Source organism: Pseudoroseomonas sp. WGS1072 (assembly GCF_049340465.1).
In the GTDB taxonomy this organism is placed as follows: Bacteria; Pseudomonadota; Alphaproteobacteria; order Acetobacterales; family Acetobacteraceae; genus Pseudoroseomonas.
This window is the reverse complement of record NZ_JBMPSU010000001.1, coordinates 3,269,121-3,291,632: the sequence shown is the minus strand read 5'-3', so window position 1 is coordinate 3,291,632 and position 22,512 is coordinate 3,269,121. Positions and strand designations below refer to the sequence as shown.

Annotated in this window: 19 protein-coding genes; 17 read left to right on the top strand and 2 right to left on the bottom strand. The window is 69.8% G+C overall.

Features of this window, described 5'->3' with window-relative positions:
* The first annotated feature begins 25 nt into the window (after positions 1–25).
* The 12 genes from hutC to ACF3NH_RS15380 all read left to right on the top strand — a co-directional run bounded on the left by hutC (position 26) and on the right by ACF3NH_RS15380 (position 14,016).
* Complete coding sequence (hutC, locus tag ACF3NH_RS15435; protein ID WP_198367777.1) at positions 26–760, top strand: histidine utilization repressor; 735 nt, start codon at positions 26–28, stop codon at positions 758–760.
* Positions 761–797: 37 nt separating this feature from the next.
* Positions 798–2,489, top strand: a complete 1,692-nt coding sequence (gene hutU / locus ACF3NH_RS15430; RefSeq protein WP_422923959.1) for a urocanate hydratase — start codon at positions 798–800, stop codon at positions 2,487–2,489.
* Positions 2,486–3,988 carry a histidine ammonia-lyase gene (gene hutH / locus ACF3NH_RS15425; protein WP_422923957.1) on the top strand — a complete coding sequence of 501 codons (1,503 nt, stop codon included), beginning with the start codon at positions 2,486–2,488 and terminating at the stop codon, positions 3,986–3,988. The genes hutU and hutH overlap by 4 nt, the downstream gene beginning before the upstream one ends.
* Before the next feature lies 1 nt (position 3,989).
* Positions 3,990–5,213 (top strand): imidazolonepropionase, encoded by a 1,224-nt coding sequence (gene hutI / locus ACF3NH_RS15420; protein WP_422923955.1) that lies wholly within the window; start codon positions 3,990–3,992, stop codon positions 5,211–5,213.
* Between the two features lie 245 nt (positions 5,214–5,458).
* Positions 5,459–6,493: a pyruvate dehydrogenase (acetyl-transferring) E1 component subunit alpha gene (pdhA, locus tag ACF3NH_RS15415; RefSeq protein ID WP_422923953.1), complete on the top strand. Its 1,035-nt coding sequence runs from the start codon at positions 5,459–5,461 to the stop codon at positions 6,491–6,493.
* Positions 6,494–6,496: 3 nt separating this feature from the next.
* The gene (locus ACF3NH_RS15410) at positions 6,497–7,912 is read left to right on the top strand and encodes a pyruvate dehydrogenase complex E1 component subunit beta (protein WP_198367772.1); all 1,416 of its coding nucleotides are present in this window, start codon (positions 6,497–6,499) and stop codon (positions 7,910–7,912) included.
* Between the two features lie 15 nt (positions 7,913–7,927).
* A complete protein-coding gene (locus ACF3NH_RS15405) occupies positions 7,928–9,313 on the top strand; it encodes a pyruvate dehydrogenase complex dihydrolipoamide acetyltransferase (protein ID WP_422923951.1) in 1,386 nt (461 codons plus the stop codon).
* On the top strand, positions 9,310–9,792 hold the full coding sequence (locus ACF3NH_RS15400; RefSeq protein ID WP_422923949.1) for a GNAT family N-acetyltransferase: 483 nt from the start codon (positions 9,310–9,312) through the stop codon (positions 9,790–9,792). Before ACF3NH_RS15405 ends, ACF3NH_RS15400 begins: the two co-directional genes overlap by 4 nt.
* A 24-nt stretch (positions 9,793–9,816) precedes the next feature.
* Positions 9,817–11,211, top strand: a complete 1,395-nt coding sequence (gene lpdA / locus ACF3NH_RS15395) for a dihydrolipoyl dehydrogenase (RefSeq protein WP_422923947.1) — start codon at positions 9,817–9,819, stop codon at positions 11,209–11,211.
* Between the two features lie 105 nt (positions 11,212–11,316).
* Positions 11,317–12,330, top strand: coding sequence for a lipoyl synthase (gene lipA, locus ACF3NH_RS15390; RefSeq protein ID WP_232477379.1), 1,014 nt, complete (start codon positions 11,317–11,319; stop codon positions 12,328–12,330).
* On the top strand, positions 12,330–12,818 hold the full coding sequence (locus tag ACF3NH_RS15385; RefSeq protein ID WP_198367769.1) for a type II toxin-antitoxin system RatA family toxin: 489 nt from the start codon (positions 12,330–12,332) through the stop codon (positions 12,816–12,818). The genes lipA and ACF3NH_RS15385 overlap by 1 nt, the downstream gene beginning before the upstream one ends.
* A gap of 133 nt (positions 12,819–12,951) precedes the next feature.
* Entirely contained in the window at positions 12,952–14,016 is a 1,065-nt protein-coding gene (locus ACF3NH_RS15380) for a threonine aldolase family protein (protein WP_422923944.1), read from the top strand.
* Positions 14,017–14,059: 43 nt separating this feature from the next.
* Here ACF3NH_RS15380 and ACF3NH_RS15375 read toward each other — a convergent pair whose 3' ends face one another.
* Together ACF3NH_RS15375 and tpiA are read right to left on the bottom strand one after the other, a co-directional pair.
* Positions 14,060–15,457, bottom strand: coding sequence for a dipeptidase (locus ACF3NH_RS15375; RefSeq protein WP_422923942.1), 1,398 nt, complete (start codon positions 15,455–15,457; stop codon positions 14,060–14,062).
* Between the two features lie 93 nt (positions 15,458–15,550).
* On the bottom strand, positions 15,551–16,285 hold the full coding sequence (tpiA, locus tag ACF3NH_RS15370) for a triose-phosphate isomerase (protein WP_422924808.1): 735 nt from the start codon (positions 16,283–16,285) through the stop codon (positions 15,551–15,553).
* 137 nt (positions 16,286–16,422) lie between these two features.
* Here tpiA and ACF3NH_RS15365 point away from each other — a divergent pair, with 137 nt between their 5' ends.
* From ACF3NH_RS15365 to trpC, 5 genes are all read left to right on the top strand, one after another.
* Entirely contained in the window at positions 16,423–18,321 is a 1,899-nt protein-coding gene (locus ACF3NH_RS15365) for a peptidylprolyl isomerase (protein ID WP_422923940.1), read from the top strand.
* A complete protein-coding gene (gene trpE, locus ACF3NH_RS15360; protein WP_422923938.1) occupies positions 18,318–19,823 on the top strand; it encodes an anthranilate synthase component I in 1,506 nt (501 codons plus the stop codon). The genes ACF3NH_RS15365 and trpE overlap by 4 nt, the downstream gene beginning before the upstream one ends.
* A gap of 168 nt (positions 19,824–19,991) precedes the next feature.
* Positions 19,992–20,594 (top strand): anthranilate synthase component II, encoded by a 603-nt coding sequence (locus ACF3NH_RS15355; protein ID WP_422923936.1) that lies wholly within the window; start codon positions 19,992–19,994, stop codon positions 20,592–20,594.
* Positions 20,594–21,625: an anthranilate phosphoribosyltransferase gene (gene trpD / locus ACF3NH_RS15350; protein WP_422923934.1), complete on the top strand. Its 1,032-nt coding sequence runs from the start codon at positions 20,594–20,596 to the stop codon at positions 21,623–21,625. Before ACF3NH_RS15355 ends, trpD begins: the two co-directional genes overlap by 1 nt.
* An 80-nt stretch (positions 21,626–21,705) precedes the next feature.
* A complete protein-coding gene (gene trpC, locus ACF3NH_RS15345) occupies positions 21,706–22,512 on the top strand; it encodes an indole-3-glycerol phosphate synthase TrpC (protein ID WP_422923932.1) in 807 nt (268 codons plus the stop codon).

Here is a 22,512-nt window from a genome sequence, read left to right as displayed (position 1 = left end):
TTGTCAAGACAACCAATCTGCCCGCATGTCCGTGACGATATCTCCTCCACCGACGCCTAGCCCCACGACACCGCGCTACCAGCAGATCAAGGCTTTCATCCTGTCCCGCGTGGCCAGTGGCGAATGGGCCGCCGAGGATCGCGTGCCGTCGGAGAACGAGCTGGTGAAGCTGACCGGGGTCTCCCGCGTCACCATCAACCGGGCCCTGCGGGAGCTGGCGGATGCCGGGCTCCTGGTGCGTGTGCAGGGCGTCGGCACCTTCGTGGCGCCGAGCAAGCCGCAGTCCAGCCTGCTGGAGCTGCGCGACATCGCGGAGGAGATGCGGGAGCGCGGCGGCACGCATTCCGTCCGGGTGCTGGCGCTGGACCGCTGCCGGCCCGGCGCGGAGCTGACGCGGAGCTTCGGCCTGCCGGACGGGGCCGAGCTGTTCCGCTGCAGGCTGACTCACCTGGAGAATGGCCTGCCGGTCCAGTTCGAGGACCGCTACGTCAATCCGGTCATCGCGCCGCGCTTCCTGGAGCAGGATTTCACCCGTGTCACCCCCTATGGCTACCTGACCTCCTGCGCGCCGCCCGAACGGATCGAACATGTGGTGGAGGCGATCCGGCCGGAGGCGGAAGCCGCCGCCGCGCTGGGCATCCCCGCCGACGAGCCCTGCCTGCTGATCCACCGCCGGACCTGGTCCTGGGGGCTGGTCGCCACGCGCGCATGGCTCACCCATCCCGGCTCGCGCTACCGCCTCGGCGGCGCGCTGGACTGACCCCCCCCTCACCCCCCCTTTCCCAGGGATCGGCCTCATGTCGCAAACCCGTCTCCGCAACGCCCCGGCCATCCGCGCTCCGCGAGGCAGCACCCTGCACGCCCGGCAATGGACCACCGAGGCGGCCATGCGGATGCTGATGAACAACCTGGACGACGAGGTCGCCGAGCGCCCGGGAGAGCTGGTGGTCTATGGCGGCATCGGGCGCGCCGCGCGGGACTGGCGCAGCTACGAAACCATCCTTGCCGTGCTGAAGCGCCTGAAGGACAACCAGACCCTGCTGGTGCAGTCCGGCAAGCCGGTTGGCGTCTTCGAGACGCATGCCGATGCGCCGCGGGTGCTGATCGCCAATTCCAACCTGGTGCCGCGCTGGGCCAACTGGGACACGTTCAACGAACTCGATCGTGCCGGGCTGATGATGTACGGCCAGATGACGGCGGGGTCATGGATCTACATCGGCTCGCAGGGCATCGTGCAGGGCACCTACGAGACCTTCGTGGAGGCCGGGCGCCAGCATTTCCGCGGCGACCTGGCGGGACGCTGGATCCTGACGGCCGGGCTGGGCGGCATGGGGGGCGCGCAGCCCCTGGCCGGCGTCTTCGCCGGCGCCTCCGTCCTGGCCGTCGAATGCCAGCCCTCGCGCATCGAGAAGCGGCTGGAGACCGGCTATCTGGACCGGCGCGCGGAGAGCCTGGATGAGGCCCTGGCCATGATCCGCGCCGCCTCGGCGGCGCGGGCGCCGCTCAGCATTGGCCTCCTGGGCAATGCGGCCGAGGTCTTTCCCGAACTGGTCCGCCGTGGCGTGACGCCGGATATCGTCACCGACCAGACCAGCGCGCACGACCCGTCCAACGGCTATCTTCCCGCCGGCTGGACGCTCGCCGAATGGGAGGAGAAGCGGCAGACCGATCCCAGGGCCGTGGCGGCCGCCGCGCGGCGGAGCATGGTCGGGCATGTCCAGGCGATGCTGGACTTCAAGGCCATGGGCAGCGCCGTGCTCGACTACGGCAACAACATCCGGCAGATGGCGCGGGACGAGGGGCTGGAGAATGCCTTCGGCTTCCCCGGCTTCGTGCCGGCCTATATCCGGCCGCTCTTCTGCCGGGGCATCGGCCCGTTCCGCTGGGCCGCCCTCTCCGGCGACCCGGAGGATATCCGCCGGACCGACGACAAGGTGCGGGAGCTGATCCCGGACGACCCCCATCTGCACCGTTGGCTCGACATGGCGCGCGAGCGGATCCGGTTCCAGGGACTTCCGGCCCGGATCTGCTGGGTCGGCCTCGGGCAGCGGCACCGGCTCGGCCTCGCCTTCAACGAGATGGTGGCCCGGGGTGAACTCGCGGCGCCGATCGTGATCGGCCGCGACCATCTCGATTCCGGCTCGGTGGCCTCGCCCAACCGCGAGACGGAAGCCATGCGCGACGGGTCCGACGCGGTCTCGGACTGGCCGCTGCTGAACGCCCTGCTCAACACCGCCTCCGGCGCCACCTGGGTCTCGCTGCATCACGGCGGCGGCGTCGGCATGGGGTATTCGCAGCATGCCGGCATGGTGATCGTGGCCGATGGCACGGAGGATGCGGCCCGGCGCCTGCGGCGCGTGCTGTGGAACGACCCAGCCACGGGGGTGATGCGGCATGCCGATGCCGGCTATGACATCGCGCTCGATTGCGCTCGGGAGCAGGGCCTCGATCTGCCGATGCTCGGCATCGGCCCGGAGGCCCGCCGATGATCGTCACGCCCGGCGGGATCACCCTTCCCGCGTTGCGCGCCATCATGGCGGGCGAGCCCCTCGCGCTCCCGGCCGGCTGGGAGGCGGCGGTGGAGACCTCGGTCGCCGCCCTGGCCGAGCGCATCGCGGAAGGCGAGGCGCTCTATGGCGTCAACACCGGCTTCGGGAAGATGGCCAGCACCCGCATTCCCCCCGCCGAGCTGGTCAGGCTGCAGGGCAATCTGCTGCGCAGCCACGCGGCCGGCATCGGCTCTCCCCTGCCGGCGCCCGTGGTGCGGCTGATCCTGGCGCTCAAGGCCCTGTCGCTCGCGCGCGGCGCCTCGGCCGTGCGGCCCGTCGTCATCTCCCACCTGCTGGGCCTGCTGAATGCCGGGATTCTGCCGGTCATTCCCTCGAAGGGCTCGGTCGGCGCCTCCGGCGATCTGGCGCCGCTCGCCCATCTCTCCCTGGTGCTGATCGGCGAGGGCGAGGCCATGCTGGGAGAGGCGCGCCTGCCGGGGGCCGCGGCGCTCCGTCACGCGGGGCTGGAGCCCCTGAAACTCGGACCCAAGGAGGGCCTGGCGCTGCTCAACGGCACCCAGGTCTCCACGGCCCTGGCGCTGACGGGCCTTTTCGGGGCGCAGGCGCTGCTGGGCAGCGGGCTCGTGGCCGGCGCCCTGAGCGTCGATGCCGCGCGCGGCTCCGACACGCCCTTCGATCCGCGCATTCACGCGCTGCGAGGCCAGCCGGGACAGATCCGCGTCGCCGCCACGTTGCGCCGCCTGCTGGCCGGTAGCGCCATCCGCGAGAGCCACCGGCGCGACGACCCCCGGGTGCAGGATCCTTACTGCCTGCGCTGCCAGCCGCAGGTCATGGGCGCCTGCCTCGATCTTCTCGATCAGGCCGGCGGCGTGCTGGAGCGCGAGGCCAATGCGGTGACGGACAATCCGTTGGTGACGCCGGAGGGCGAGGTGCTCTCGGGCGGCAACTTCCATGCCGAACCGGTGGCCTTCGCGGCGGATACCATCGCCCTGGCCCTGGCCGAGATCGGCGCCCTGTCCGAGCGCCGCATCGCCCTGCTGATCGACCCCGCCCTCTCCGGCCTGCCGGCCTTCCTGGTGCGGGAGGGCGGGCTGAATTCCGGCTTCATGATCGCCCAGGTGACGGCGGCGGCCCTGGCCAGCGAGAACAAGGCCCTGGCGACACCCCGAAGCATCGACAGCCTGCCGACCAGCGCCAATCAGGAGGATCATGTCAGCATGGCCACCGGCGCCGGGCTCAGGCTGGCGGAGATGGCGGACAACACCGCCGCCATCCTGGCCATCGAACTGCTGGCGGCGGCGCAGGGCGTCGGCTTCCACCGCCCCGCCGCCACCTCCGCGGCGCTCGAGGCCGTGCTGGCAGAGGTCCGCGCCGTCGCCGCGGCCTGGGATGAGGACCGTCACATGGCGCCCGACATCGTCGCCGTGAAGGCCCTGGTCGAGGCCGGAGCCTTCTCCACCCTGGCGGGGATCGTCTGACATGTTCGATCGCGTCTGGCTCAATGCCAGCCTGGCCACCATGGATGGCCCGCCGGAGGCCCCGCTGGGCATCGTCACCGACGGCGCCCTGGCGGTGCGGGATGGGATGATCGCCTGGCTGGGACACCGCCGTGACCTGCCGGGACCGGCACAGCACAGTGTCGACTGCGACGGCGCCTGGATCCTGCCGGGGCTGATCGACTGCCACACCCATCTGGTGTTCGGCGGCGACCGGGCCGCCGAGTTCGAGCAGCGCCTCGAAGGCGCGACCTATGAGGAGATCGCCCGCGCCGGCGGCGGCATCTTCTCCAGCGTGCGCGCGACACGCGGGTCGAGCGAGGAGGATCTCCTCGCCTCGGCCCGCCCCCGGCTGCGCGGCCTGATGGCCGAAGGCGTCACCACGGTGGAGATCAAGTCCGGCTACGGGCTGGACAGGGACACCGAACTCCGGATGCTGCGGGTGGCGCGCCGGCTCGGCGCCGAGTGGCCGCTGAGCGTGCGCACCTCCCTCCTCGCCGCCCATGCCGTGCCGCCCGATTTTCCGGGTGGCGCCGAGGGCTACACGGAGTTCGTGGCGCGGGTGATCATTCCGGAGGCGGCGCGGCTCGGCCTCGCCGATGCCGTGGATGCCTTCTGCGAGCGCATCGCCTTCTCTCCGGCCCAGACCGGACGGATCTTTGACGCCGCCCGTGCCGCCGGCCTGCCCGTGAAGCTGCACGCGGATCAGCTTTCGGATCTTGGCGGCGCCACGCTGGCGGCGCGCCACTCCGCGCTGTCGGCCGATCACCTGGAGTACACCGGCGCCGACGGCTTCCGGGCGATGGCGGCGGCCGGGACCGTCGCGGTTCTGCTGCCGGGCGCGACCTACTTCATCCGCGAGACCCGCCATCCGAATATCGCGGCCATGCGGGAGTCGGGACTACGCATGGCGATCGCCACGGACATGAATCCGGGCTCCTCACCTGCCCGGTCCCTGATCCTGATGCTCAACCTGGCCTGCACCCTGTTCCGGCTCACCGTCAACGAGGCGCTCCTTGGCGTGACGCGACAGGCCGCCGCGGCGCTGGGGTTGCGGGACCGCGGACGCCTCCGCGCGGGGTTGCGCGCCGACCTCGCCTTCTACCGAATCGGCCGGCCGGCGGAGCTCTGCTACTGGATCGGGGGCAATCCGTGCTGTGGCCGCGTCGTCGCGGGCCGCGACGCCGGGGAGGAACCCACCGGTTGAGGAGGGAATGAATGAGGGCTGGCCGGACGCGGCGAGCCGTCCCGCCATCAACGATCCGTGACCCCGCAGGCGCGCACTCTCGATTCGAATTCGGAATAAGCTTGATTTCGGTTAATCTTTATATTGCAATGCAGCATCAGTGACTTAGCGTGAGCAAGGAACTTGCAGGACCGGCGCGGGACACGTATCTCGACGATGACGCCGCGATCAATTCCGAGCGGCGGCCGACAAGATGGAGCAGCCGGATGGTCCAAAGCGCCGAAGCGGGCACCAGCAAGCGTCGCGGCAGGAGGGCTCCGCCGGCATCCGAGGCCTCATTGGCACAGGAGCAGCTGCTTCGGGCCTACCAGGACATGTTGTTGATCCGCCGCTTCGAGGAGAAGGCCGGGCAGCTCTATGGCATGGGCCTGATCGGCGGCTTCTGCCACCTCTACATCGGCCAGGAGGCGGTGGTTGTGGGTATGCAGCTCTGCCTGCAGCCCGGTGATCAGGTCATCACCTCCTATCGCGACCATGGACACATGCTGGCCACCGGCATGGAAGCGCGCGGCGTGATGGCGGAGCTGACGGGGCGCAGCGGCGGCTATTCGCGCGGCAAGGGCGGCTCCATGCACATGTTCAGCCGGGAGAAGGGATTCTACGGCGGGCACGGCATCGTCGGCGCCCAGGTCTCGCTCGGCGTCGGACTCGCCTTCGCCAACATGTACCGCGACAACGGCAATGTCAGCCTGACCTATTACGGCGACGGCGCGGCCAACCAGGGCCAGGTTTTCGAGAGCTATAATCTCGCGGCGCTCTTCAAGCTGCCCGTCGTCTTCATCATCGAGAACAACAAGTACGGCATGGGCACCAGCGCCGACCGCGCCTCGGCCTCCAAGAACCGTTCGAAGGACGGCGCGCCCTGGGGTATCCCCGGTGAGCAGGTGGACGGCATGGACGTCGTGGCGGTGAAGCAGGCCGGCGAGCGGGCCGTGGCGCATTGCCGCGAGGGGAAGGGTCCGTACATCCTGGAGATGCAGACCTATCGCTATCGCGGCCACTCGATGTCCGACCCCGCGAAGTACCGCACGCGGGAGGAGGTGCAGAAGATGCGCGAGCAGCATGACTGCATCGAGACGGTGCGCAAGCGGCTTCTGGATGGTGGCCTGGACGAGGCGGAACTGAAGAAGGTGGACGATGAGGTGAAACGCATCGTCGCCGATGCCGCCGAGTTCGCCCAGACCTCGCCGGAGCCCGATGAGAGCGAGCTCTGGACCGACATCCTGCTGGAGGCCCGCTGATCCATGGGTGCCACGATTCTGATGCCCGCCCTTTCCCCGACGATGACCGAGGGGAAGCTGGCGCGCTGGCTCAAGAAGGAAGGCGATACCGTCGCCGCTGGTGACGTGATCGCCGAGATCGAGACCGACAAGGCCACCATGGAGGTCGAGGCGGTTGATGAGGGTGAGCTGACCAAGATCCTGGTGCCCGAGGGGACCGAGAATGTCGCGGTCAATTCGCCCATCGCCGAGATCGATGGCGGTGACGGGCAGAAGGCCGCATCCGGCCCGCAGGAGCCGGTGTCGAACGCGACCCAGGCCGGCGGCGAAACCGCCGAGGTCGCGAAGGTGGCGGAAAACAACGCCGCCATCGCCGCCCGGGGCGCGGAGGAGCGCGAAGGCGTGCCGGCGCAACCCAAGGCGCCCGCCGTCGAGCCCGAGAAGGACTGGGGCGAGACCAGGAGCATCACGGTGCGTGAGGCGCTGCGCGACGCCATGGCGGCCGAGATGCGCGCCGACGACAAGGTGTTCCTGATCGGCGAGGAGGTCGCGCAGTACCAGGGAGCCTACAAGGTCTCCCAAGGGTTGCTGGACGAGTTCGGCCCGAAGCGCGTCGTGGACATGCCGATCACCGAGCACGGTTTCACCGGCATGGCGGTCGGCGCGGGCATGACGGGGCTGAAGCCGATCGTCGAGTTCATGACCTTCAACTTCTCGATGCAGGCCATCGACCAGATCATCAACAGCGCCGCCAAGACGCTCTACATGTCCGGCGGCCAGCTCGGCTGCCCGATCGTCTTCCGCGGACCCAATGGCGCGGCCGCCCGCGTCGCGGCGCAGCACTCGCAGTGCTATGCCTCCTGGTATGCGCATGTCCCCGGCCTGAAGGTGCTGGCGCCCTGGTCGGCCGCCGATGCCAAGGGCCTGTTGCGCGCCGCCATCCGCGACCCCAATCCGGTGATCTTCCTCGAGAACGAGATCCTCTACGGCCAGAGTTTCGAATGCCCGGTGGACGAGGACTTCGTTCTGCCCATCGGCAAGGCGAAGATCGAGCGCACTGGCAAGGACGTGACCATCGTCGCCTTCTCCATCGAGGTCGGGCTGGCGATGCAGGCGGCGGAGAAGCTGGCGGCGGACGGTATCGAGGCCGAGGTGATCAACCTGCGCAGCCTGCGCCCGCTCGACACCGACACCATCGTCGCCTCGGTGAAGAAGACCAATCGCCTGGTGACGGTGGAGGAGGGCTGGCCCTTCGCCGGTATCGGTGCGGAGGTGGCCATGCAGATCATCGAGCATGCCTTCGACCACCTGGATGCGCCGCCGGTGCGCGTGGCGGGCAAGGATGTGCCGATGCCCTATGCCGCCAATCTGGAGAAGCTGGCCCTGCCGACGATCGCGGACGTGGTCGAGGCCGCCAAGCAAGTCACCTACCGGAAGTAAAGGGGAAGCGGGACCATGGCCACCAACATCCTGATGCCCGCCCTCTCCCCGACCATGACCGAGGGGACGCTGGCGCGTTGGCTCAAGAAGGAAGGCGAGGCGGTCAAGTCCGGCGATGTGCTGGCCGAGATCGAGACCGACAAGGCGACGATGGAATTCGAGGCCGTGGATGAGGGCATCCTTGGCAAGATCCTGGTCCCCGATGGCACCGAGGGCGTGAAGGTCAACGCCCCGATCGGCATCATGGTCGAGGATGGCGAGGAGGTTCCCGCCGACGCGGCCGCCGGACCGAAGGCGGCGCCGAAGCAGGAAATCAGCCCTGACAGCAAGCCCGCCTCGGGCCCCGGCGAGCAGCAGCCCAAGGCAGCGACGGCGCCCGAGAACAAGGTGCCGGAGAATAGGATGCCCGAGAACAGGGCGCCGGAGAGCGGGGCACCCGAGAACAAGGCCGCGGCGGCCGGGAAGGAGGGCGAGCGCGTCTTCGCCTCCCCCCTCGCCCGCCGCATGGCGCAGCAGGCCGGCCTCGATCTGGCGGGCATTCAGGGTTCGGGCCCGAATGGGCGGATCGTGAAGGCGGATGTCGAGGCCGCCGCCGGCCAGCCCCGGAAGGCGGCGGCGGCCCCGGCCGCCGCGCAGCCCGCCGCGGCACCGGCACCGGCACCTGTCCCGGCCAAGGCTCCGGCCGCCGCACCCGCCATCACGGCCCCGCACACCGCCGTGCCGAATTCCTCCATGCGCAAGGTCATCGCCAAGCGCCTGGCGGAGAGCAAGGCGACGGTACCGCATTTCTATGTCTCGATGGACATCGAGCTGGATGCGCTGTTGAAGCTGCGGGCCGACCTGAACGCGCGCGCGCCGAAGGACGGTCCCGGCGCCTTCAAGCTTTCGGTGAACGACCTCATCATCAAGGCGGCGGCGCGCGTGCTGCGGCAGTTCCCGAATGTCAATGCGAGTTGGACCGATGACGCCATCATCCAGTACCAGGATGTGGACATTTCGGTCGCCGTCTCGATCCCGGACGGGCTGATCACGCCGATCGTCCGCAAGGCCGATCAGAAGGGCCTGGCGGCCATCAGCACCGAGATGAAGGATCTGGCGGCCCGCGCCAAATCCGGCAAGCTCAAGCTGGAGGAGTTCCAGGGCGGCGGCTTCAGCATCTCCAACATGGGCATGTACGGGGTGAAGGACTTCGCCGCGATCATCAATCCGCCGCAGGCCGGCATCCTGGCGGTCGGCGCGGGTGAGCAGCGCCCGGTGGTGAAGGATGGCGCCCTGACCATCGCGACGGTGATGACCTGTACCCTCTCCGTCGATCATCGCGTGGTCGATGGCGCCCTGGCCGCGGAATGGATCGCCGCCTTCAAGAAGGTGGTCGAGGACCCGCTGAGCCTGATGCTGTGAGCGAAGCCTCCGGCTTCACGCTGCGCGGCCTCCGTCCCCGGGACGCCGAGGCGGTCCATCGCCTGATCCTGGCCCTGGCCGCTTACGAGAAGCTGGAGCATGAGGTGACCGCCAGCGCGCAGGACTATTATGGCGCGCTGGCGACCCGCAGGATCCAGGGCCTGCTGGCGGAGGCCGAGGGCGAGGCCATCGGGATCTGCCTCTGGTATGAGACTTTCAGCACCTTCGCCGGCAGGACAGGCCTCTGGATCGAGGATGTCTATGTCGAGCCGGAGTTCCGCCGGCATGGCATCGGCCTCGCCTTCTTCCGCGCCGCGGCCCGCCATGCGCTGGAGGCGGGGCATGCCTGGATGGAATGGAATGTGCTCGACTGGAACGAGCCGGCCCTCGCCTTCTACCGACGGATCGGCGCGATCCCGCGCAGTGAATGGACCGATCAACGGCTCTCCGGCGAGGCGCTGCGCGCCCTCGCAGGCTGAGTGACCTCGAAGGAACCGGACGACATGGCCGAGCAGTTCGACCTGGTGGTGGTGGGCGGCGGCCCGGGCGGCTATGTCGCCGCCATCCGCGCCGCGCAGTTGAAGATGAAGGTCGCGCTGGTGGAACGCGAGCATCTCGGCGGCATCTGCCTGAACTGGGGTTGCATCCCGACCAAGGCCCTGTTGCGCGCCTCCGAGATCAACCACCTGCTGCACAGCCTGGATCAATACGGCTTCGCGGCGGACAATATCCGCTACGACTTCGCCAAGGTGGTGAAGCGGTCGCGGCAGGTGGCCTCGCAGCTCTCCTCCGGTGTCAAGGGACTGCTGAAGAAGAACAAGGTCACGGTGTTCGACGGGCACGGCAAGCTCGCCGGCCCCGGCAGGCTCGCGGTCAGCAAGGACGGCAAGGCCGTGGCCGAGATCCAGGCGAAGCACATCATCCTGGCCACGGGCGCCCGCGCCCGCGTCATCCCCGGCATCGAGCCCGACGGCAGGCTGATCTGGTCCTACCGCGAGGCCCTGCAACCGGACATCATGCCGAAGAAGCTAATCGTGATCGGCTCCGGCGCCATCGGCAGCGAGTTCGCCTCCTTCTTCCTGAACATGGGCGCGGAGGTCACGCTGATCGAGGTGATGGACCGGATCCTGCCGGTCGAGGACGCCGAGGTCTCCACCTTCGTGCAGAAGTCCTTCGCCAAGCAGGGCATGAAGGTCATCACCGGCGCCCGGGTACAGGGCGTGCGCAAGTCCGGCGACGGGGTGATCGCTGTCATCGAGGCGGCCAACAAGGTCACGGAGATCCAGGCCGACCGCCTGATCTCGGCCGTCGGCATCGTCGGCAATGTCGAGAATCTGGGCCTCGAAGGCACCAAGGTGAAGGTCGAGAAGACCCACGTCATCACCGATGAATACGGCCGCACGGGCGAGGATGGCGTCTACGCCATCGGCGATCTCACGGGGGCGCCGTGGCTGGCGCACAAGGCCAGCCATGAGGGCATCGTCGTCGTCGAGGCCATCGCCGGACAGCATCCGCACCCCGTGGAGATCTCCAACATCCCCGGCTGCACCTACTGCCGCCCGCAGGTTGCCTCGGTCGGCCTGACCGAGGCCAAGGCCAGGGAACTCGGCCACGAGGTCCGGGTCGGGCGTTTCCCCTTCATCGGCAATGGCAAGGCCATCGCCCTCGGCGAGCCGGAGGGCTTCGTCAAGACGGTCTTCGACGCCAGGACCGGGGCGTTGCTCGGGGCGCATATGGTCGGCCCCGAGGTGACCGAGATGATCCAGGGCTACACCGTCGCCCGGACCCTGGAGACGACCGAGGCGGAACTGATGCACACGGTCTTCCCCCACCCCACCGTCTCGGAAGCCATGCATGAGTCGGTGCTTGATGCCTATGGCCGGGTGATCCACATCTAGGGGCAGGACAGCCGGAAGCGCCTCGCAATGGGGCGCGGCCTGGCTTTATAGAGGGCGGTCGCGGCGGCTTGGCCGCGGCCGTCGTTACACAACCGGGATTCCCGAATGGCTACGCGCATCCTGATCGATCACCGGGCCGGCGGCGCGGTCTCCAATGCCGAAAGCGCCCCGGCGCCGGTCGGAAAGCCCCTGCGGCATCCGGAGAAGGCGCACCGGCCGGACAATCCCATCAAGCGCAAGCCGGACTGGATCCGCGTCAAGGCGCCGACGCACCCCGTCTATCACGAGACGCGCAACCTGATGCGCGAGAACAAGCTCGTGACGGTCTGCGAGGAGGCGGCCTGCCCGAATATCGGGGAATGCTGGTCGCAGCGCCATGCCACCATGATGATCATGGGGGAGATCTGCACCCGCGCCTGCTCCTTCTGCAACATCACCACGGGCATGCCTAAGCATCTGGACGCCGATGAGCCGCGCCGCGTCGCCGATGCGGTGGCGCAGCTGGGCCTCCGCCATGTGGTCATCACCAGCGTGGACCGGGACGATCTGCCCGATGGCGGCGCCGCGCATTTCGCCGCGGTGATCGGCGCCATCCGCCTGGCCGCGCCGGACACCACCGTGGAGATCCTGACCCCGGACTTCCTGCGCAAGGATGGCGCGCTGGAGGTTGTCGTGGCGGCGCGCCCCGATGTCTTCAACCACAATCTCGAAACCGTCCCCAAGCTCTATCCCACCATCCGGCCCGGCGCGCGCTACTATCATTCGCTGCGCCTGCTGGACCGGGTGAAGCATCTCGATGCCGGGATCTTCACCAAGTCCGGCCTCATGGTCGGGCTGGGCGAGACCCGGCTCGAGGTGCTGCAGGTGATGGACGACATGCGCAGCGCCGAGATCGACTTCCTGACCATCGGCCAGTACCTGCAGCCGACGGTCAAGCATGCCGCCGTCGACCGCTTCGTCGAGCCGGCCGAATTCGAGGACTATGCGCGGATGGCGCGCGGCAAGGGCTTCCTGCTGGTCTCCGCCACGCCCCTGACCCGGTCCTCCTATCACGCCGACCGCGACTTCGCCGCCCTGCGTGACGCACGCCATGCCAAGCTGCGGGCCAGCGCCGCCTGATGCCCACCCATGCCGAGAAGCGCATCCTGCGCTATACGCCCGAGCAGTTGTTCAACCTCGTCGCCGATGTCCGGCGCTACCCTGAATTTCTGCCCTGGTGCGTCGGGGCGAGGGTCGTGTCGCAGACCGAGACGGAGCTTCTGGCCGACCTGACCATCGGCTTCAAGCTGTTCCGCGAGACCTTTCGCTCCCGGGTGGAACTGGAGAGGCCCGGCGAGATCCGCGTCCGGTACGAGAACGGCCCCTTCCGATATCTGAACAACACCTGGAAGTTCAGGCCCGTGGAGGCAGGGACCGAAGTCGACTTCTTCGTCGACTTCGAGTTCCGCAGCGCCCTGCTGCAGGCGGTGATCGGTGTTGTCTTCAATGAGGCCGTGCGTCTCATGGTCCGGGCCTTCGAGCGGCGCGCCATGGTGCTGTATGGCCGTGACGGCCTGAACCGCGCCGCCGCAGGGCCACTGGGCGAGAAATCCCCGGCGGGGGGCTGACGCCGGGGCACCACCCTGGCAGTCTCCGACTGTCATGAGCCCTGCCCGCCTCCTCGCCCGCGAAGCCGGACGCCATGGTTCCCGGGCCTGCAGCCGGCCGGACGAACCGCATTGCTGAGCTGAAAGGCAACCCATGGTCCATGTCCCCGCCCGCCCGCCGGCCGGCGCTCCGCCGGTGCGCATCAACCTCTATTCGGACACGCAGACCCGGCCCAGCCCTGGCATGAAGGAGGCCATGATGGCCGCCGAGGTGGGTGACGAGCAGCATGGCGACGATCCCACCGTGCATGCCCTCTGCGACAGGATGGCCGCGCTCCTCGGCAAGCAGGCCGCGGTCTTCCTGCCTTCAGGGACGATGTGCAACGTCATCGCCATCCTGACCCATTGCCGCCCCGGCGATGAGATCCTGGCCCATGAAACAGCGCATATCCTGAGCAGTGAAGGCGGCACCCATGCCGCCCTGGCCGGAGCGCAGATCCACCCTCTGCAGGGCGCCAGAGGCATGTTCGACGCGGAAACCCTCCGCGCCGCCATTCGCCCCCGCACGCGCCATGCCCCGCCGCAGAGCCTTCTGGAGGTCGAGCAGACGGCCAATATCGGCGGCGGCGCGATCTGGCCGCAGGCGGAGCTGGATGCCGTGGTGGCCATTGCCCGCGAGCAGGGCTGGGCCACCCATATGGATGGCGCGCGCCTGATGAATGCCGTGGTCGGCGCGGACATCCCGGCGGCGGAGATGGTCGCCGGCTTCGATTCGGTCTGGCTCGACTTCACCAAGGGCCTGGGCGCGCCGCTCGGCGCTGTCCTGGCCGGCTCGCAGGAGTTCATCGACACGGCCTGGCGCTGGAAGCAGCGGCTGGGCGGCGCCATGCGGCAGGCCGGCATCTGCGCCGGCGCCTGCCTCTACGCGCTGGACCACAACGTCGATCGCCTGGCCGACGATCACGCCAATGCGAAGGCCCTGTCGCGCGGGCTGCGGCAGATCCCCGGAATGGTCGTCGAGGAGCCGGACACCAACCTGGTCTTCTTCGAACCGTCCGGCGCCGGCATCGAGGCCGGGGCCCTGGTGAAGGCCCTGCGCCTGCAGGGCATCCAGCTTTCCATGCTGGGCGGCCGCATCCGCGCCTGCCTGCACCTGGACGTCTCCGCCCCGATGATCGACGAAACCCTGGCCGCCATCCGGACCGCGGTGAACCGCTGACCTGGCGTGGCCGGGCGGGCCATGGCGTCGCCCGGCCGCTCCCCTACCACGCCCCGGCCAGCGCCGCCAGAAGGCGGGCGTGGCTCCGCCCGCCAGCATGTAGGCAGGCGAGTTCGAACTTCTCGTTCGGGCTGTGGACCTGATCGTCGTCCAGTCCGAAGCCCATCAGCAGGCTGTCCAGGCCCAGGATACCCTTGAGGCTGGAGACCACCGGAATGGATCCCCCGCCCCCGGCCAGCACGGCGGGGCGGCCGAACTCCTCTTCCAGCACCTCCCGCGCCGCTGTCATCCAGGGCGAGTCCGTGGCCATGGCGATCCCGGGCGCCAGGCCAAAGACCTGAAGATCGAAGCGCGCATCCGCCGGCAGGCGCGCCTGGACGAAGGCCCGGATCCCCTCGACGATCTTCTGCGGGTCCTGTCCCGGCACGAGGCGGCAGGACAGCTTGGCATGACCCTCACAGGCGATGACGGTCTTGGACCCCTCGCCCATATAGCCGCCCCAGATACCGTTGATATCGGCCGTCGGGCGGGCCCAGAGGCGTTCCAGGGCGCCACGGCCCGCCTCGCCGCCGGGAACGGAGAGGCCCTGAGCGGCCAGGAAGGCGGATTCGTCGAAATCCAGCGCCGCCCAGGCGGCCCGCTGCGCCGCATCGGGCTCGGCCACGCCGTCGTAGAATCCGGGGATCTGAACGCGCCCCTCGGCGTCCTTAAGCTCCCCCAGGATCTCGGTCAGCAGGTTGAGGACATTTCCCGCCGAACCGCCGAACAGGCCGGAATGAAGATCCCGCTCGCCCCGCCGGAGGTCGATCTGCACATAGGCGAGGCCGCGCAGGCTGACCGTCAGGGCGGGCGTCCGCGGATCCCACATGTTGGTGTCGCTGATCACGGCGATGTCGGCCGAGAGAAGCTCCCGCTCCTCCCGCAGCACCCTGTCGAGGTTGGGGCTGCCGATCTCCTCCTCGCCCTCGACCAGCACGGTGACACGGACCGGAGGGCCGCCGGCGGCGCTGTTCCAGGCCCGCAGCGCCGCCAGCCAGGTCATCACCTGGCCTTTGTCGTCCACCGCTCCGCGCGCCACGATCCGCTGACCCCGGGGGCCCGGTACGATCGCCGGATCGAAGGGGGGGCTGGTCCAAAGCTCCAGCGGCTCGGGCGGCTGGACATCGTAGTGTCCGTAGATCAGGACGTGCGGCGCTTCGGGGCCCGGGCCGGGATGGGTCGCGATCAGCACCGGATGGCCCGGCGTCTCCCGCAATCCCGCCTGGAAACCCAGTGCGACAAGTCGCTCACCCAGCCATTCGGCCGCCTTTCGGCAGTCCGGCGCGTGGGCAGGCTGTGCGCTGACACTCGGAATGCGCAGCCATTCGATGAGGCTGGCCTCCGTTTCGGCGCGGGCGGAATCGAGCGCGGTCAGAACCCGCGCGGTGAGGTCGTTTGGCATGGCGCGCCAGTCTCGCGCCATGCCTTCCCCAAGGGAAGTCCCAAGGGAGGTCCCAGAGGCGGTCCCGACCGCGGGAATCAGGGCCGCCGGACCTCAGACGGCCCCGGCAATTCCCAGGAAATCCTCCGCCTTCAGGCTGGCGCCGCCGACCAGGGCACCATCCACATGCGGCAGAGCCAGGATGGCCTGCGCGTTGCCGGGCTTCACCGAGCCGCCATAGAGAATGCGCAGCGCCGCGCCGGCCTCGCCGAAGCTCCGCTCTAGCTCGGCGCGGATGCGGGCGTGCATGGCGGCGATGTCGGCCTCTGTCGGGGTACGACCGGTACCGATGGCCCAGACCGGCTCATAGGCCACCACGCCGCCCGCCGCGGCGAAGCCGGCGGGCAGGCTGCCGGCGAGCTGGCCGGCCACGACCGCTTCCGCCTCGCCGGCGAGCCGCTGCGCCTCGCTCTCCCCGACACAGACCACCGGCACCAGCCCCTCGGCCAGCGCCGCCTCGGCCTTGGCCTTCACCACCGCGTCGCTTTCGCCATGATCGGCACGGCGCTCGGAATGGCCCAGGATGACGAAGCGGGCGCCGACATCCTTCAGCATGGGCGCGGAGACGTCGCCGGTATGCGCGCCCTTGGCGGCCGCATGACAGTCCTGGGCGCCCAGCGCGACGTGGCTGCCGCGCAGGGCCTCCGAAACCGCCGCCAGATGCGGAAAGGGCGGACAGACCAGGAGGTCGGCCCCGGCGGCAGGACCGGCGGCCACGCCACGGGCCAGGGCGGTGGCCTCGGCCAGGGTGCCGTGCATCTTCCAGTTTCCCGCGATCAGCGGCCGCACGCCTGGGGTCATGTCCTGCTTTCCTCTCCGGTCCAGCGTCGTGGAATTATGCCCTGCCGCGCTACAGGGGCCGGCGGCGTTTGGCAACCGGGCGCCTTTTGCCTATGGTCCGCCGGCCTCCACCGCTGCGGAATACGATGCTCACTGCACTGCGCCGCCTCGCCGGCACCTGGTTCGCCAAGGGTCTCTTCGTCCTTCTGATCCTCTCCTTCGCCATCTGGGGCATCGAGGACGTGGTTCGGAACTTCGGCAACGACACCGCCGTCGCGCGTGTCGATGGCGAACCCATCGAGCTTCCCGAAGCTCAGGAAACCGCCCGGCGGCAGCTCGCGCAGATGCAGCGCCAGCTCGGCAGCGGCTTCGACATCACCCCGCAGATGGCGCAGGCCGTCTCGCGCCAGGCCGTGGAAAGCCTGGTGATGCAGCGGGTGCAGTTGCGGGAGGCGGAGCGGCTGAGCATCGCCGTGCCCGAAGAGGCGGTGCGCGACTACGTCTTCGGTATTCCCGCCTTCCAGGGCACGGATGGCCGGTTCAGCCGCGCCCTGCTCGACAACTTCCTGCGGAGCAACGGCCTGACCGAGCCGGCTTTCCTCTCGTTGCTGCGCGCCGATCTGCGCCGCCAGCAGCTCGTCGGCGCCGTCCGTGCCGGCGCCGCCGGCCCCGACGCGCTGACCAGGCCCCTCCTGGCCTGGCAACGGCAGGAACGCGTGGCGCAGGTCGTCCGGCTGCCGCTCGCCGCCGCCGCCGAGCCGGCCGAGCCGGATGAGGCGCAACTCCGCCGCTTCCATGAAACCCATCCCGAGCGCTTCTCGGCGCCGGAGTATCGCCGCGCGGTGATCGCCGTCCTGTCTCCCGATGTCCTGGCATCGGAGATCGACCCGACCGAGGAGGAACTTCAGGCGGCCTTCGAGACACGGCGCGGCCAGTACGAGAAGGCGGAGCGGCGGAGCATCGAGCAGGCGCTCCTGCCCAGCCGCGAGCAGGCTCTGGCCATTGCCGGCGTCTGGCGCGCGGGCGCGGACCTTCCGGCGATCGAGGCGGCCGCGCAGGCCGATGGCGGCCAGGCCCTGGCGCTGGGCGAGGTCGACCGGGCCGGGCTGCCGGTGCCCGAACTGGCCGAGGCCGCCTTCGCCCTGCCGGAAGGCGGCATCAGCGAGCCGGTGCAGAGCGCCTTCGGCTGGCACGTTCTCAAGGTGACCGCCATCGTGCCGGGCGAGAGCGTCACCCTGTCCCAGGTGCGCGATCAGCTTCGCCGCGAATTGCAGCACGAGCGGGCGGCGGACCTCGCCTATGACCGCGCCAACCAGGTCGAGGACGCCCTGGCCGCCGGCACCTCCCTGGCGGACGTCGCGCGCCGCTTCGGCCTCTCGGTGACCGAGGCCAGGCTGGACGCCAATGGCCGTGACCCGGACGGCACCTCCGTCGCCCTGCCGCTCGAGGGAGGCCCGAAGGACATCGTCCTGCGCGCCCTCTTCGCCGCCGAGCAGGGCCAGCAGCCCCGGCTGGCCGAGGCCGGTCAGGCCGCCCTCTTCGCCTTCGATCTCCAGGAGGTGACGCCGGCGGCGCTGCGCCCCTTCGAGACGGTGCGCGATGCGGTCCATGCCGCCTATCTCGTGGATGCCCGCCGCCGGGCGCAGGAGGAAAGGGCCTCCGCCCTGCTCGTCGCGGTCGAGGGCGGCAAGCCCCTGGCCGAGGCCGCCCGGGAGGCCGGCCTGGCCTTCCAGACCGTCGGCCCCTTCGGGCGCGATCCGCAGCGCGCGCCGCAGACCTTGCCGCCGGAGCTGTTGCAGCCGATCTTCGCCGCGGGACTGAACGGCGGCACCATGGCCGAGACCATCGACGGCTTCGCTGTGGCGCAGGTGCAGCGCATTCTGCCCTATGACCCGGACAGCGACGCCCTGGCTCTGGGCCAGGTCCGCAGCGCGGTGGAACAGGCCATGCTGGGCGATCTGGAGGCGCAGTTCCTGGATGCTTTGCGGGCCCGGACCCCGGTGTCCTACAACGAAGCCGTGGTGGGACAGGTCAGCGCCCGATGAGCCTTTCGGCCAACCCGGATTTCGAGGAGTTCGCCGCGGCCCTGGCGGCTGGGAGAGGTCAGGTGCTGTCGCGCGAGCGCGTCGCCGACCTGGACACGCCGGTCGGGGCCTATCTCAAGCTGGTGCAGGGTCAGGCCCCCGCATTCCTGTTCGAGAGCGTTGAGGGCGGCGCGGCACGCGGCCGCTACTCGGCGATCGGCCTGGCACCGGACCTGATCTGGCGTTGCCGCGACGGCAAGGCCGAGATCAACCGGCACGCCCTCTCCGCGCCGCATGCCTTCCAGCCTGACGACAGGGCGGTGCTCGACAGCCTGGAGAATGCCATCGGCCAGGCGCGGCTGCCGCTGCCGCCGGCGCTGCCGGCCATCGCGGCCGGTCTCTACGGCTATCTCGGCTATGACATGGTCCGACACATGGAGGCCCTGCCGGCCCTCAAGCCGGATGTGCTCGGCATTCCCGATGCGGTGATGATGCGGCCCACCCTCACCGTGGTGTTCGATCACGTGCGGGACACGCTGACATTGTGCGCACCGGTCTATCCCGGGCAGGATCCGCGCGATGCGTGGAACGCGGCCATGGCCCGGCTCGACGAGGCCGAGGCCGCGCTGGACCGCCCCCTGCCGCGCCCCGCCCCCGCCGCCCGCCTGCCGGCGCTGCCGGAACCGGCCAGCAATTTCAGCCGCGAGGATTTTCTGGCCGTCGTGGAGCGGGCCAAGGAGTATATCCGCGCCGGTGACGTCTTTCAGGTCGTTCCCAGCCAGCGCTTCTCGGTGCCCTTCGGCCTGCCGCCCTTTGCGCTCTATCGGGCGCTCCGGCGCATCAACCCCGCGCCCTTCCTCTTCTTCTTCGATTTCGGCGGCTACGCCGCGGTCGGCGCCAGCCCCGAGATCCTGGTCCGCCTGCGGGACGGCGAGGTCACCGTTCGCCCTCTGGCGGGCACCCGCCCGCGCGGTGCCACACCGGAGCAGGACCGGGCTCTGGAGGCCGAACTGCTGGCGGACGAGAAGGAGCGGGCCGAGCATCTGATGCTGCTCGATCTCGGCCGCAACGATGTGGGCCGGGTGGCGCGCATCGGCTCCGTCCGCGTCACGCAGAGCTTCACCATCGAGCGCTACAGCCAGGTCATGCACATCGCCAGCGAGGTCCGCGGCAACGCGCGGCCGGAGGTCGGCCCCCTGCAAGCCCTGGCGGCGGGCTTCCCCGCCGGCACCCTCTCCGGCGCGCCCAAGGTCCGTGCCATGGAGATCATCGAGGAGCTGGAGCCCTCGCGCCGTGGCCTCTATGCCGGCGGGGTCGGCTATTTCAGCGCCGGCGGCGGCATGGACACCTGCATCGCCCTTCGCACCGCCCTGGTGAAGGATGGGGTCATGCATGTCCAGGCGGGTTGCGGGGTGGTGGCGGATTCCGATCCGGTCGCGGAGTTCGAGGAAACCCGCGCCAAGGCGCGCGGCCTGTTCCGCGCCGCCGAGGAAGCCGTCCGATTTGCGGCGGATCGGCGTTAGCGATGGCCGGTAGAGCTATGTTTTTTAAGCAAACCCGATGGCCATAGCCGGGGCGAACAGCGCGCCCCGGCCGTCCTTTCCGCGCGCGGGGCGCGCATTTGTCGCGGATTGTCCGGAGCGACCACCTCTTCGAGGTGGCGCCCGGACCGCAGAACGGGTCGCGAAGACATGATCCTGCTGATCGATAACTATGACAGCTTCACCTTCAATCTCTATCACTTCCTGGGCGATCTTGGCGCCGAGGTCGAGGTTCGCCGCAACGATGCGGTGACGGTGCAGGAGGCGATGGCCCTGCGGCCGGAGGCCATTCTGCTCTCGCCTGGCCCCTGCACGCCGAACGAGGCGGGCCTTTGCCTGCCGCTGATCGACGCCGCCGCCGCGGCCCGGCTACCGCTCCTGGGAGTCTGCCTCGGGCACCAGGCCATCGGCCAGGCCTTTGGCGGCGTCGTGGAGCGCGCCCCGGCTCCCATCCATGGCAAGGTCTGGCCGATGCACCACCGGGGCACGGATGTCTTTGCCGGCCTGCCCAACCCCTTCCCCGCGACGCGCTACCACTCCCTGATCGTGCGCCGCGACGGGCTGCCCGCCGCGCTCGAGGTCACCGCCTGGACCGAGGACGGGCTCATCATGGGCCTCGCTCATCGTGACCTGCCGATCTGGGGCGTGCAATTCCACCCCGAGAGCATCGCCAGCGCGCACGGGCATGACCTGTTGCGGAACTTCATCGACATGGCCGGCATCCGCCTGCCGCCCCGGCACCAGGCCGCGTGATGACGCAGTCCCTCAAGCCCATCCTGGCCCGGCTGGCGCTGGGCGAGCGTCTCGCCGAGAGCGAGGCGGAGCAGGCCTTCGGCATCATCATGGAAGGCGAGGCCACGCCCGCGCAGATCGCCGCCCTGCTGATGGCGATGAGAGTCCGCGGCGAGACCGTCGCCGAGATGACCGGCGCGGTGCGCGCCATGCGGGCCCGCATGATCGCCGTCGAGGCCCCCGCGAATGCCATCGATCTGGTGGGAACGGGCGGTGACGGCGCCGGCACGCTGAACATCTCGACCGCCGCCGCCATGGTGGTCGCGGCCTGCGGCGTCCCGGTGGCCAAGCATGGCAACCGCGCCCTCTCCTCGCGCTCCGGTGCCTCCGATGCCTTGTCGGCGCTGGGGATCAATCTCGATGCCCCGCTCGCCGCCCTGCCCGCCATTCTGCGCGAGGCCGGCATGGTGTTCCTGATGGCGCCCCGTCATCATGCGGCCCTGCGCCACGCCGCGGGTCCGCGAATGGAGCTCGGCACCCGCACGATCTTCAATCTGCTGGGCCCCCTCACGAGCCCGGCGCGGGTGAAGCGCCAGATGACCGGCGCCTTCGCGCCCCAGTGGTTGCGCCCCATGGCGGAAACCCTGCTGCGGACCGGCAGCGAGCGGGCCTGGCTGGTCCATGGCCAGGGGCTGGACGAGCTGACCCTCTCGGGCCCCAGCCAGGTGGTGGAGCTGAAGGATGGACACATCCGCGAGTTCGCCCTCGCGCCCGCCGATGCGGGACTTCCGGAAGCGCCGGTGGAGGCCCTGAAAGGCGGCGACCCGGCCGAGAACGCCGTGGCGCTGGAAGGGCTGCTGCGGGGCGCCACGGGCGCCTACCGGGACTGCGTGTTGCTGAATGCCGCGGCGGCGCTCATCGTCGCGGGCGTCGAGACCGATCTGCGGGAGGCCGCAGCCCGGGCCGGCCGGGCGATCGACGACGGATCGGCCCTGCAGGTGCTGGAACGCCTGCGCCGGGCGACGGCCATGCCCGAAACCCGGCCGGACTGAAGGGCCTTCCCTGTGACGATCTCCGACCAGCCCCCTGGCCTGCCCCCTGGCCCGCCACGCCCGCCTTCGAGGAAAGCTCCATGAACACCGAGGCCCTGCCCGACACCCTGCTGCGCATCCTCTCCGACAAAACGTCGGAGATCCGCGAGCGGGCGGCCAGCACGCCGCTTTCCGAACTGGAGGGGCGCGTGCGTGACGTGGGCAAGCCGCGCGACTTCACGGGCGCGCTGTTCGCGGCGGTCGCGGAGGGGCGCATCGGCCTGATCGCCGAGATCAAGAAGGCCTCGCCCTCCGGCGGCCTGATCCGGGATCCCTTCGATCCGGTCGGCCTGGCCAGGGCCTACGAGTCCGCCGGGGCGGCCTGCCTGTCGGTGCTGACCGATGGCCCCCACTTCCAGGGCAGCCCGGCCGACCTGGTCATGGCGCGCGGGGCCTGCGGACTGCCGGTGCTGCGCAAGGATTTCATGATCGACCCCTATCAGGTGTTCGAAGCACGGGCGATGGGCGCGGATTGCATCCTGCTGATCCTGGCCGCCCTGTCCGACGAGCAGGCCAGGGAGCTGGAGGACGCGGCGCGCAGCCTGGACATGGCGGTTCTCGCCGAGGTGCACGACCGCCACGAGCTGGAACGGGCGCTTGGCCTCCGCACCCAGCTGATCGGCGTGAACAACCGGAATCTGCGCAGCCTGAAGACTGATCTGGCAACGGCGGAGGAGCTGGTTCCGCTGATCCCGCCCGACCGCATCCCGGTCGCCGAGAGCGGGCTGCGCGACGCCGCGGATGTCCGCCGCATGGCGGCGGCGGGTGCCCGCTGCATTCTGGTGGGCGAGCATCTGCTGCGCCAGGCGGATGTCGCCGCGGCCGCCCGTGCCATGGTCCAGGCCTGA